We start from the raw sequence: 14,479 nt of genomic DNA on the forward strand, positions 1-14,479 counted from the left end.
GCCAACGGCAACAGCTACGCCAGCTTCACCTTCAGCGTACGTGACCAGAGCAGCGTCTATGACGCCTCGCCCAACACCATCACTTTCAACGTCACGCCGGTGAACGATGCGCCGACCGGCACCAACAAGACGATCACCACGAACGAGGATACGGCCTACACGTTCACGACCTCCGACTTCGGTTTCTCCGATGTCGATAGCGGCGACTCGATCAATGGCGTGCGCATCGACTCCGTGCCTGGGGCCGGCACGCTGACGCACTCGGGTGGTACGACCGTCACCGCCGGCATGATTCTCAGCAATGCACAGATCGCCACGCTGACCTTCACGCCGGCCGCCAACGCCAATGGCAGCAACTACGCAAACTTCACGTTCAGCGTGCGCGACCAGAGCGGCGCTTTCGATGCTTCGCCGAACACGATCACGGTCAATGTCACAGCGGTGAACGATGCACCGACCGGCGCCGACAAGACGATCACGACGAACGAGGACACGGCCTATACCTTCGCCGCTTCCGACTTCGGTTTCTCCGACGTCGATAGCGGTGATTCGCTCAGCGCCGTGCGCTTCGATACGGTCCCGGCCGTGGGCACCTTCACCTACTCCGGCGGCACCGTCACGGCAGGTACGATCCTCACGACTGCGCAGCTCTCCACGCTGGTCTTCACGCCTGCAGCGAATGCCAATGGCAACAGCTACGCCAGCTTCACCTTCAGCGTGCGTGACCAGAGCAGCGTCTATGACGCTTCGCCGAACACGATTACTTTCAACGTCACGCCGGTGAACGACGCACCGACCGGCGCTGACAAGACGATCACGACGAACGAGGACACGGCCTACACTTTTTCCGCCTCTGACTTCGGCTTCTCCGACGTCGATAGCGGTGACTCGCTCAGCGCCGTGCGCTTCGATACGGTCCCGGCCGTGGGCACCTTCACCTACTCCGGCGGCACCGTCACGGCGGGCACGATCCTCACGACTGCGCAGCTCTCCACGCTGGTGTTCACACCTGCGGCCAACGCCAACGGAAATTCGTACGCCAGCTTCACCTTCAGCGTGCGTGACCAGAGCAGCGTCTATGACGCCTCGCCCAATACGATCACTTTCAACGTCACGCCGGTGAACGATGCGCCGGTCAATGGCGTACCGGGCGCGCAAAGCACGAACGAAGACACCGCCCTCGTCTTCTCGTCAGGCAACGGCAACCTGATTTCAATCAGTGACGTGGATGCCGCCAGCGGCAGCATGCAGGTCACGCTCTCCGTCAGCAACGGCACGCTGACACTTTCCGGCACCAGTGGCCTGAGTTTCTCCTCGGGCGACGGCGTGTCTGATGCCTCCATGGTGTTCACCGGCACGATCGCCAACATCAATGCGGCGCTGGCCGGCATGAGCTACCTGCCTACCGCCAACTACAACGGCAGCGACACGCTATCCATCGTCACCTCCGACCAGGGCAATACCGGCTCGGGTGGCGCAAAGACCGATACTGACAATGTCGCCATCACCGTCAATCCGGTGAACGACTCGCCCGTCAACTCGGTGCCCGGTGCGCAGTCCGTCAATGAAGACACGCCGCTGGCGATTTCGACGATCTCGGTCAACGACATCGACAACAACCTCGTCAGCGTCGCGCTCGACGTGCTGCACGGCACGCTCAACGTCAGCCTCTCGGGCGCGGCCAGTATCTCGGCAGGCGCCAACGGCACTGCGAGCTTCACCATCACCGGCACGCAGACCGACATCAATGCCACCCTGAGCAGCCTCGTCTACCAGGGCCTGCTCAACTACAACGGCAGCGATACGCTGACCGTGCTGTCGACCGACAGCAACGGTGCCACCGATAGCGACACCATCGGCATCACGGTGTCTGCGGTGAACGATGCGCCAGTCAACAGCGTGCCGGGCGCGCAGAGCACCAACGAGGACACAGCGCTCGTTTTCAGCTCGGGCAATGGCAACCAGATACAGATTGCCGACGTCGATGCCGCCAGTGGCAGCATGCAGGTCACGCTCTCCGTCACCAACGGCACGCTAACCCTCGGCGGCGTCAGCGGGCTCTCCTTCAGCTCCGGCGACGGCACGACAGATGCCAGCATGGTGTTCACCGGCACCATCGCCAACATCAATGCGGCGCTGGCCACCATCACCTACAACCCGACGGCCAACTACAACGGCTCGGCCACCCTGACCCTCGTCACCAGCGACCAGGGCAACACGGGCTCGGGCGGCACCAAGACCGATACGGACACGGTCACCATCACGGTCAACGCGGTGAATGACGCACCCGTGCTGGCAACCACGGGAACGACGCTGTCATACACGGAGAATGCGGCTGCCACGGCAATCGACACCGGCCTGACGGTCAGCGACATCGACAGCACCAATCTGTCCAGCGCGACGGTGCAGATCACCGGCAATTACCAGAATGGTCAGGACATCCTGGCCTTCACCAACCAGCTCGGCATCACCGGCAGCTGGAATGCCGCGACCGGCACGCTGACCCTCAGCGGCTCCTCCAGCGTCGCCAACTACCAGACTGCGCTGCGCGCAGTGACGTACCGCAACAGCAGCGACAACCCGGTTACGACGACGCGCACGGTTTCCTTCGTGGCGAACGATGGAGCGCTCAACAGCAATACCGCCACGCGCAATATCAGCCTGTCGGCCGTCAATGACGCGCCGGTCAACAGCGTGCCGGGCGCGCAGGCTACCGATGAAGACACGGCGCTGGTGTTCAGCGCAGGCAACGGCAACCAGATCCAGATCAGCGACGCCGATGCTGCCAGCGGCAGCATGCAGGTCACGCTGTCCGTCACGCACGGCACCCTCACGCTGGGCGGCACTAGCGGCCTGAGCTTCACGACGGGTGACGGCACGACGGACGCCAGCATGGTGTTCACCGGCACCCTCGCCGACATCAATACCGCGCTCGCCACCCTCACCTACAATCCGACCGCCAACTACAACGGCTCGGCCACCCTGAGCATCACCACCAACGACCAGGGCAACACGGGCAGCGGTGGCGCGAAGAGCGATACGGACAACATCAGCATCACGGTCAATCCGGTGAATGACGCACCGGTGGCGAACAATGACAGCGCTTCGACAGCACCGGGCACGCCTATCGACGTGAACGTCAAAGCCAACGACAGCGATCTGGACAATGTGGCGGGCGACCTGACCGTCACCATCATCAGCAACAGCCCGGGCACTTCGGCCACCGTCAATCCGGACGGCTCGATCAACTTCGATCCGGGTGCGACCAGTGGCAGCCAGACCGTCACCTATCAGCTCACCGATCCTGACGGCCTCACCAGCAATATCGCAACGCTGACAATCAATGTTGCCGCCAATAATCTGCCGACCAGCAGCGACGCTTCAGCAACGTTCAATGAGGATGCCAGCTACACCTTCCAGGTCAGCGACTTCGCCTTCAACGATGCGGACGGCGGCCAAACGCTTGCAGGCGTGCGCATTGACACGCTGCCTGCGAGCGGCTCACTGACGCTTTCAGGCATCGCCGTCGCTGCCGGGCAGACCATCCTGACGGCCGACATCACCAACCTAGTATTCACGCCGGTGGCCAATGCCAACGGCACGCCATACGCTTCCTTCACGTTCAGCGTGCAGGACAGCTTTGGCGGGTACGACGCCACGCCGAACACCTTCACGCTGAACGTCGACGCCGTCAATGACGCGCCGATCAACAATATGCCCTCGGCGCAGAACACTACCGAGGACACTTCGCTGACGCTGTCCTCCGGCAACGGCAATCTCATCAGCATCACCAACGTCGATGCGGGCAATGCGGCGGTGGAGGTCACTCTTTCCGTCACCAACGGCACCCTGACCTTGTCCGGCATCAGCGGCCTGTCGTTCTCGACGGGTGACGGCAGCGCCGATGCAACGATGGTGTTCACCGGCACCTTCGCCGCCATCAATGCAGCCCTCGACGGCCTGATCTTCGCGCCGACTTCCAACTTCAATGGCACGGCCACGCTGACACTGAGCACCAACGATCTGGGCAATACCGGCTCCGGCGGCGCCAAGACGGATACCGACAACCTCACGATCACGGTCGACGCCGTCAATGATGCGCCGGTGCTGAGCACCACCGGCAGCACGCTGGCCTACACCGAAAACGGTGGCGCGGCGGCCATCGACAACGGGCTCAGCGTGAGCGACGTCGACAGCGCCAGCCTCGAGGGCGCGACCGTGCAGATCAGCGGCAACTACCAGAATGGCCAGGACGTCCTCGCTTTCAGCAACCAGAACGGCATCACGGGCAGCTGGAACGCGAGTACCGGCACCCTGACACTGAGCGGCTCGGCGAGCGTCGCCGATTACCAGACCGCCCTGCGCTCGGTTACTTACCAGAACAGCAGTGACAACCCCTCCACCGCCACGCGCACCGTGTCCTTCACGGTCAGTGATGGCAGTCTCGACAGCAATGTCGCCACGCGCGACATCAGCGTCGCCAGCGTCAACGACGCGCCGGTCGCGACGATTGCCCAGCCGTCCTACTCGGCCACCGAGCAGGTGGTGCTGCGCCTCGATGGTACGGGCCTGTCGATCTCCGACGTGGATGCAGGCACGGGCTCCATGACCGTGACCCTGTCCGTCGTCAGCGGCTCCCTGAACGTGTCTGGCGCCACCTCTGGTGTGACCGTGTCACACCTGACGCCGACGACCGTGCAACTGACCGGCACGCTGGCCCAGATCAACCAGACGCTGTCCGGTTCGGACGGTGCGGCAATCCGCTACACGATCAACAGCAACACCCCGCCGGCCACCGACACCCTGACGCTTGCCGTCAATGACAACGGCAACACCGGCAGTGGTGGTTCGCTCACTGACTCGAAGAACGTCACCATCAATATCGCGGCCGTCAATGACGCACCGGTCAACACCGTGCCCGCTGCGCAAAGCGTGGCGGAAGAAGCAACCCTGGTGTTCTCCTCCGGCAATGGCAACCTGATCTCGATCGCCGACGTCGATGCGGCGGGCAGCAGCGTGCAGGTGACCTTGTCGGTTGCACACGGCACGCTGAGCCTCTCCGGCACCACAGGCCTGAGCTTTACCACCGGTGACGGCACGGGCGATGCGACGCTGGTCTTTACCGGCACTCTTGCCAACATCAACGCCGCCCTCGCCGGTATGAGCTACACCGGCAACCTGAATTTCAATGGCGCCGACACCCTCACACTGACCACCTCCGACCAGGGCAATACCGGGTCAGGCGGCACGCTCACCGACACCGACACGGTGGCCATCACCGTCACCGCCGTGAATGACGCGCCGGTCGTGACCATCACGGCGCCCTCCTATTCCGCCAGCGAGCAGACCGACCTGTCCCTCGAAGGCACAGGCCTGTCGATTGCCGACATTGATGCGGCCTCCGGCAGCATGACGGCCACGCTGTCGGTGGCCAGCGGGACGCTCACCATTGCCGCGGGCAGCACCGGCGTGGTCGTTGGCGGTTCCGGCTCGGCCAGCGTGACCCTCACCGGCACGCTCAGCCAGATCAACAACCTGCTTGCGGGCTCGGGCGGCGCGACGGTGAGCTATCGCATCAACAGCAACACCCCGCCGGCCACTGACACCCTGACGCTTGCCGTCAATGACAACGGCAACACCGGCAGTGGTGGTTCGCTCACCGACTCGAAGAACGTCACCATCAATATCGCGGCCGTCAATGACGCACCGGTCAACACCGTGCCCGCTGCGCAAAGCGTGGCGGAAGAAGCAACCCTGGTGTTCTCCTCCGGCAATGGCAACCTGATCTCGATCGCTGACGTCGATGCGGCGGGCAGCAGCGTGCAGGTGACCTTGTCGGTTGCGCACGGCACGCTGACCCTCTCCGGCACCACGGGCCTGAGCTTTACCACCGGTGACGGCACGAGCGATGCGACGCTGGTCTTTACCGGCACTCTTGCCAACATCAACGCCGCCCTCGCCGGCATGAGCTACACCGGCAACCTGAATTTCAATGGCGCCGACACCCTCACGCTGACCACCTCCGACCAGGGTAATACCGGGTCGGGCGGCACGCTCACCGACACCAACACGGTGGCCATCACCGTCACCGCCGTGAATGACGCGCCGGTCGTGACCATCACGGCGCCTTCGTACGCGGCGACCGAGAAAGTGGACATGGCGCTGGAAGGCACGGGCCTGTCGATTGCAGATGTCGATGCAGCCTCCGGCACAATCACCGCGACACTATCGGTGGCCAGCGGTGTATTGAATGTCGCAGCGGGCAGTACCGGGGTCGCCGTCGCCGGCTCGGGCACTACCAGCGTGACCCTCACGGGCACGCTCAGCCAGATCAACAACCTGCTCGCCGGCGCGGGCAGCGCCACGCTCACCTATCGCATCGACAGCAATACACCACCGCCCACCGACACGCTGACCATTTCAGTGGATGACAATGGCAACACGGGCACAGGCGGCTCGCTGACCGACTCGAAGAACGTGACGATCAACATCACCTCGGTCAATACCGCGCCGACCATCACCAGCAATGGCGGTGGCGCGCTCGCCGCCGTCTCCGTCGCCGAAAACACGACAGCAGTCACCACGGTCACGGCCTCCGATATCGAAGGCGACACCCTGACCTACTCGATCAGTGGTGGAGCAGATGCCGCGAAGTTCACCATCGACCCCGTCACCGGCGTGCTGAGCTTCGTCTCCGCACCGGACTTCGAGTCGCCCACCGATGCGGGCGGCAACAATGTGTACAACGTGATCGTCAGCGTCAGCGATGGCGCACTCAGCGACAGCCAGGCCATCGCCGTGACAGTCACCGATGCCAACGAATTCAGCATCAGTGCCATCACCGACACCGATGCCAGCGCCAATACCGTTGCCGAGAACTCGGCCAACGGCACTGTCGTGGGCATTACAGCCCATGCATCCGATGCAGACGGCAGCAATAGCAGCATCAGCTACGCACTCTCCAACGATGCCGGCGGCCGCTTCACCATCGACAGCGCGGGCGTCGTCACCGTGGCTGATGGCTCGCTGCTCGACTACGAGAGCGCGACGGCTCACCTCATCACCGTCGTAGCCACCAGCGCCGATGGCTCCAGCAGTTCGCAGAGCTTCCTGATCAGCGTCAGCAACGTCAATGACAATCCACCTGTCATCACCAGCAACGGCGGCGGCAGCGCGGCACTGGTGAGCATCGCCGAGAACACGACGGCCGTCACGACCGTCACATCGACTGATGCCGATGCCGGCGCAACCGCCACTTACTCCATCATCGGCGGCGCCGACGCCGCGCTGTTCACCATCGACAGCAGCACCGGCGCGTTGAGCTTCCTCGCGGCACCGGATCGCGAGAACCCGACGGATGCCGACGCGAACAACATCTACAGCGTGATCGTGCAGGTCTCCGACGGCAGCAATACCGACAGCCAGACCCTCGCCATCACGGTGACCGACGTCAACGAATTCGCTGTCAGCTCGATCACCGACAGCAACGCCGCGGCCAACACGGTCGCCGAGAATGCCGCCAATGGCACTGTCGTCGGTCTGACCGCCAGCGCCACAGACGCCGACGCCACCAACAGCAGCGTCACCTATGCGCTCAGTAACGACGCAGGTGGCCGCTTCGCCATCAATGCCGGCAGCGGCGTGGTCACCGTCGCCGATGGCAGCTTGCTCGACTACGAAAGCGCGACCAGCCATGTGATCACGGTGGTGGCAACCAGTGCCGACGGCTCGACCAGCACGCAGAACTTCACGATCAATATCAGCAACGTGAATGACAACGCACCCGCCATCACCAGTGACGGTGGCGGTGCCAGCGCTGCACTCTCCATTGCCGAGAACACCACGGCCGTTACCACGGTCACCTCGAGCGACGTTGATGCGGGCGCCACGGCAAGCTACAGCATCGTCGGCGGGGCCGACTCGGCGCTATTCACCATCAATAGCAGCACTGGTGCACTGAGCTTCGTCTCGGGGCGCGACTACGAGTCGCCAAGCGACGCCGACAGCGACAACGTCTACCACGTCATCGTGCAGGTCTCGGACGGCAGCTTCACGGATTCACAGGCCATTGCCGTCACGATCACGCCAGTCAACGACAGCGCCCCCACCATCACCAGCAACGGCGGCGGTGCCAGCGCATCGGTTTCGGTGGCCGAGAACACAACGACCGTCACCACCGTCACGGCCAGCGATGCCGACTTGCCGGCCCAGACGCTGGTCTATTCGATCAGTGGCGGTGCCGACGCATCGAAGTTCACGATCAACAGCAGCACCGGCGCGCTCAGCTTCATCACAGCGCCCGACTACGATGCCCCGGGCGACGTCGGCGGCGACAATATCTACGACGTGATCGTGCAGGTTTCGGACGGTTCGCTGACGGACACCCAGGCCATTGCAGTCACGGTCACCAACGTCAATGAGGCCCCTGTCATCACCAGCAATGGTGGCGGCGCCAACGCCTCCGTCTCGGTGGCCGAAAACACGACGGCAGTCACCACGGTCGTTGCCAGCGACGTCGACGCCGGCAGCACGCTGAGCTATTCGATTGCCGGTGGTGCCGATGCGGCGCTGTTCAGCATCGACAGCAGCACGGGCGTGCTGACCTTCATCGCACCGCCCGACTACGAATCGCCGGGCGACGCGAACAGCGACAATATCTACAACGTGACGGTAGTCGTCTCCGACGGCGCGCTCAGCGACAGCCAGAACATCGCGGTCACCGTCACCAATACCGCCGAGGCTCCGGTCATCACCAGCAACGGTGGCGGTGCGACTGCCTCCGTCTCCGTCGCCGAGAACACCACCGCAGTAACCACCGTGACGGCGACCGACGTCGACTCCGGCACGCTGACCTACTCGATCTCCGGCGCGGACGCAGCGAAGTTCACGATCAACAGCAGCACCGGCGTACTGAGCTTCATCACCGCGCCGGATCGCGAAACGCCTACCGATGCGGACGGCGACAATGTCTACGAAGTGACCGTACAGGTTTCGGATGGCGCACTGACCGACAGCCAGGCCATCTCGGTGACGGTGACCAACGTCAACGAGGCCCCGGTCATCACCAGCGATGGCGGCGGAATACTCGCCAGCGTGTCGGTACCCGAGAACTCCACGGCAGTCACCACCGTCGTCGCCAGCGATGTCGATGCCGGCACGACCCTGACGTATTCCATCATCGGCGGCGCTGACGCGTCGAAATTCACCATAGACAGCAACACCGGTGTGCTGAGCTTCATCACGGCGCCTGACTACGACTCGCCGACGGATGCAGGTGGCGACAACATCTACAACGTCATCGTGCACGTATCCGATGGCGCGTTGACCGACTCGCAAGCCATTGCGGTGACGGTCACCAATCTCAACGAGGCCCCCGTCATCACCAGCAATGGCGGCGGTGCCAGCGCCTCGCTGTCGATCCCCGAGCACTCCACGGCGGTCACTACGGTCGTGGCCAGCGACGTCGACGCCGGCACGACGCTCACCTACTCCATCACCGGCGGTGCGGATGCCGGCAAGTTCGTGATCAACAGCAGCACGGGCGTACTAAGCTTCATCACGGCACCCGACTATGAAACTGCTGGCGACGCTGACGGCGACAACGTCTATGACGTGACGGTGCAAGTCTCGGATGGATCGCTGACTGACAGCCAGGCGCTCTCGGTCACGGTCACCAATGTCAACGAAGCACCGGACGGTACGAACAATACCGTCACGACCAACGAAGATACGGCCTACGTCTTCGGCGCTGCCGATTTCGGCTTCACCGATGGCGACCCGGGCGACACCCTCAGCGCCGTGCGCATCGACAGCGTGCCCGCCGCCGGCAGCCTGACACTGTCGGGGGTGGCCGTCAGCGCGGGCGACGTCATTGCGGCAGGCAATCTCGGCAACCTCGTCTTCACGCCGGCCAGCAACGCCAGCGGCACCGGCTACGCGAGCTTCACCTTCAGCGTGCGCGATGCCGGTGGCCTCTACGACCTCTCGCCGAATACGCTCAGCATCAATGTCACGGCGGTCAACGATGCGCCGACGGGAACCGACAAGACCGTCACCATCAACGAAGACACGGCCTACACGTTCTCGATTGCCGATTTCGGATTCTCCGACATAGACGCAGGCGACTCGCTCGGCTCCGTGCGTATCGACACGCCACCCGGCGCCGGCACGCTGACCCTGTCGGGCGTGGCAGTCATGGCCGGCGACGTCATCGCCGCGGCCAACATCGGCAACCTGGTCTTCACGCCTGCGGCCAATGCCAATGGCACCGGCTATGCGAGCTTCACCTTCAGCGTCGGCGATCAGGGAGGTGCTTTCGATGCCGCGCCCAACACCCTGACCATCAATGTCACCGCGGTGAACGACGCCCCGAGCGGCACGAACAAGACCATCTCACTCGCCGAAGATGCGCCCTACACCTTTACCGTCGCCGACGTAGGCTTCACCGACGTTGACGCCGGCGACTCACTCAGCGCGGTGCGTATCGACACGGTGCCTGCGAACGGCACCCTGACACTGGGCGGCGTGCCGGTGACGGCAGGCCAGATCATCACGACGGCAGGCTCGCTGGTCTTCACGCCTGCGGCGAACGCCAACGGCACCGGCTACGCGAGCTTCACCTTCAGCGTGCGCGATTCGAACGGGGCTTTCGACCCTTCACCCAAGACCATCATCTTCGATGTCACGCCTCAGCCTGACGCACCTGTCATCACCAGTGCAGGCGGCGCCGCCAATGCCAGCATTTCGGTCACAGAGAACACCACGGCGGTAACGACCGTCACGGCGACCGACGCAGATGGCGACACGCTGACCTATTCGATAGCGGGAGGTGCCGACGCCGCGCTTTTCACCATCAACAGTGCGACCGGCGCCTTGAGCTTCATCTCGCCACGCGACTACGAATCGCCCACCGATGCCGGCGGCAACAACATCTACGACGTCATCGTCCAGGTGTCGGATGGCAGTGCGACGGCCACACAGGCCTGGGCCGTCACCATCACCGACGCCAACGAATCGAACGTGGGGCCGGTCAGCGACAACGATGGCAGCGGCAACAGCGTCGCCGAGAATTCCGCCACAGGCAGCCTGGCAGGCATCACGGCCAGCGCCACGGACGCCGATGCGACGAACAACACCGTCAGCTACGCCCTCAGCGACGACGCTGGCGGCCGCTTCACGATCAACGCCAGCACAGGTGTGGTGAGCGTGGCCAATGGCGCCCTGCTCGACTATGAAGCCGCGCAGAGCCATACGATTACCGTCGTGGCGACCAGCGCCGACGGTTCGACCAGCAGCGCCAACTTCACTATCGCCGTCAGCAACGTCAACGAGACACCGGCACTCACGACGCCGGGCGATACGAGCGGCAGGACGGGCACCGCGCTGGACCTCTCGGGCATCCATGTGTCCGATCCGGAGAACGACGCGCAGACCCTGAGCCTGTCCGTCAGCAACGGCACGCTCAACGTGGCGGGTGTAGGCGCAGTCAGCATCACCGGCAACGGCACAAGTAGCCTGACCCTGCACGGCAGCGTCGCCGACATCAATGCCACCGTGAGCAGCCTGAGTTACCAGAGCAATGCGAGCTTCATCGGCGACGACACGCTGGCCATCAGCACGACAGATGGCAGCTTCACCGTCACCGGCTCGACCACCCTGGCAATCCGCAGCATCCCGATCATCATTCCGCTGCCGGATCCAGATCCGATTGACCCACCGATTGATCCAGTCAAGCCGCCCGATCCAGTCAAGCCGCCCGATCCACCAAAACCGATCGATCCGGAAGAGCCGCTGCCGGACCCCGTACCGCGCGATCCGGACGCGGTATTGCCCGACTGGGAGCCGACCGAAGTCACGCCCACGCCGGCGCCTGCTCCCCAACGCCATTCGAACGGCGACGGCACAGGCACGGCCGTGCGTACCGACCTGCTGGACTTCAACGCCGAGGGAATCGAACTGCACACCACCAATGCCACCGGCATGAACAGTTACGGTTGGCAATACAGCCGTGGCGCGCAGGCAGATAGCGCACAGGAAGACATGCGCATCGAAGTCATTCCAACCACGCCTGAGGCCGAGCAAGACGGCCTGTTCGACGTGTCGCCCAGCCAGGCCGGCAAGCTGGCCGCCACGGCAATCAGCGCCGGTATCGTCTTCTGGGCAAGCCGTTCGGTTGGCTTGCTGGCTGCGCTGATGGCCTCCGTCCCCGCCTGGCGTACGGTGGACCCCCTGCCGATCCTGGCCCGCGACCGGCGTCGCAGCGGCCGGGTCGACGATCTCATACCGGATGAATCAGACCCCGCAGCGAGCCCTGACGCCAACAAGGAGCTCCCATCCAGGCCGAACTTCGGCAAATCCACCTTGTTGACGGAAGTCGAGTCCTGACCATAGCCATGCCCCTTCGTTTCAGCCCCTCCGTTCGCGTCACGATTGGCCTGATGTCACTGGCCATGACCTTGCTGTTGTTCATGGATCTGGTGCTCGGCGTGTTCCCGAGCCAGGAGAAGATGCAACTACAGGCCCGCCAACACCTTGCCGAATCCATGTCCGTGCAGCTGGCCACCATGTTGTCGCAGGATGATCAGCGCAATATCCCGGCGGTCGTCAATGAGCTTGTCAAACGCAACCCGGACTTGCGCTCGATCGGCGTGCGCATGTCATCGGGTGAGTTGATTGCCAGCTCGGCCAATCACCTGAGCAGCTGGACCACCCACGACAGCACGGAAGTGGGCCGCTCACGTTTCATCGTGCCCATGGCCCCCGCCGCCAGGATTGGCTCACCGAAGGACAGCCGCTGGGGGCAGATCGAGTTCGCCTTCAAACCGCTCGACGACTCGACGCTGGGCAGCATATTCAATACGCCCTCGTTCAAGCTCATCGGCTTGTTCGGTATCAGTGCAGGCGTCATGTACTACATCTACCTGCGCCGCACCTTCCAGCATCTGGACCCCTCCTCGGCAGTGCCGGAGCGCGTGCAGATGGCCTTCGACGCGCTCTCCGAGGCCGTGCTGGTCGTCGACAACCAGAGCCGCATCGTGATGGCCAATGACACCTTCGTCAGGCTGTCACGCGAACACCGCGAAGTACTGATCGGCAAAGACCCGTCCTCCTTCCGCTGGCTGACCCAGTCACAGAGCGACGAGCATGACACTCCCCCCTGGCAGGAGTGCATGAATGGCAAGTCAGCAGTGCACGGCAATGCCTACGAAGCGCTGCACGACGAAGACCTGCGCCGCCTGATCGTCAACTGCTCACCGGTGCTGGATGCCCGTGACGCCGTGCGCGGCTGCATGGTGTCCTTCAGCGACGTCACCGAGATCGAAGAGGCCAACCAGCAACTCGTCGTACTCATGACCGAGCTGGCGCACTCCAAGGAGCAACTGCAGGACCAGAACGTCGCCCTGCAGAAACTCGCCAGCTCCGACCCGATGACGGGTGCACTAAACCGCCGCGCCTTCTTCCCCCTGCTCGAAGGCATGTTCAACAACGCCCGTGCGACGCACACACCGATGAGCTTCGTGATGTGCGACATCGACAAGTTCAAGTCCATCAACGACGTCTTCGGCCACCCGGTCGGCGACAAGGTGATCCAGAAGTTCTCATCCATCATATTGCGCTCGGTGCGTGACACCGACGAGGTATGCCGCTACGGCGGCGAGGAGTTCTGCATCGCGCTCGGCAATACCGACGTAGACCAGGCCATGCAGTTCGCCGAACGCGTGCGCCAGACGGTGGAGACCGAGGTCGGTTTCTCGCTGCAACTGGAAGGCCGCCCCTTCATCACCGCCAGCTTCGGCGTCTCCAGCATCAGCCACAACGCGCCATCGGCCGCTGCCCTGATCGAACAAGCCGACCAGGCTCTCTACGTATCGAAGAACAGCGGCCGCAATCAATGCACGATCTTCGCGCCGGAAATGGCGAAGCAGGAAGAGGCGGAAGAGAAATCCGCCGACGATGCCACGGAAGAGCGCCGCGCCGCGCTCAAGACGCGCTTCCAGCAGGAAAAAGACAAGCTCGAAAAGTCGGGCGCTTGAGCAGGGTGTGAAAATGCCGCAAGGCATTTGCGCACCGTGCAGGCTCCGAACAATCACAGATATCGACTGTTCGGCTGGACAGCGTGCGCAATGAAAAGATGTTGCGCACCTTAAGCGCTATCGCTCCAACCAGCGCCGAACAAAAAAAAGTGCACTCTCAAGAGATTCATTTAGTGCCGAAACAGGCACACACCAGTCTTGCCGGAATTCCTCATCCAGTCGCGTTTCAACTCCAGCGGCATGCAACTCGATCTCAAGTTCTCTGGGTGGATCGACCCATATCTGGCAGCACTCATCACTACTAGAAACATAGACGGCCCTGAACTCGATATCTTTCACTCCCTCGACACCGGTAAATAGTGTGAGCTCATGCTTGGCGACCCACGCTTGGATTACCGAATCTACGGAGTCATAGCTCATGCCGTGCCTAACGTGAAGTGGTCCTA

The 14,479-nt window shown here is 63.1% G+C and carries 2 protein-coding genes; both read left to right on the forward strand.

Annotated elements, in window-relative coordinates:
• Window positions 1-78: 78 nt before the first annotated feature.
• Complete coding sequence (locus tag VVD49_RS16515) at window positions 79-12,384, forward strand: cadherin domain-containing protein (protein WP_327600594.1); 12,306 nt, start codon at window positions 79-81, stop codon at window positions 12,382-12,384.
• A gap of 8 nt (window positions 12,385-12,392) precedes the next feature.
• Entirely contained in the window at window positions 12,393-14,033 is a 1,641-nt protein-coding gene (locus tag VVD49_RS16520; protein WP_327600310.1) for a sensor domain-containing diguanylate cyclase, read from the forward strand.
• Window positions 14,034-14,479: the final 446 nt, after the last annotated feature.

It is taken from the genome of Uliginosibacterium silvisoli (assembly GCF_036017035.1).
In the GTDB taxonomy this organism is placed as follows: domain Bacteria; phylum Pseudomonadota; class Gammaproteobacteria; order Burkholderiales; family Rhodocyclaceae; genus Viridibacterium; species Viridibacterium silvisoli.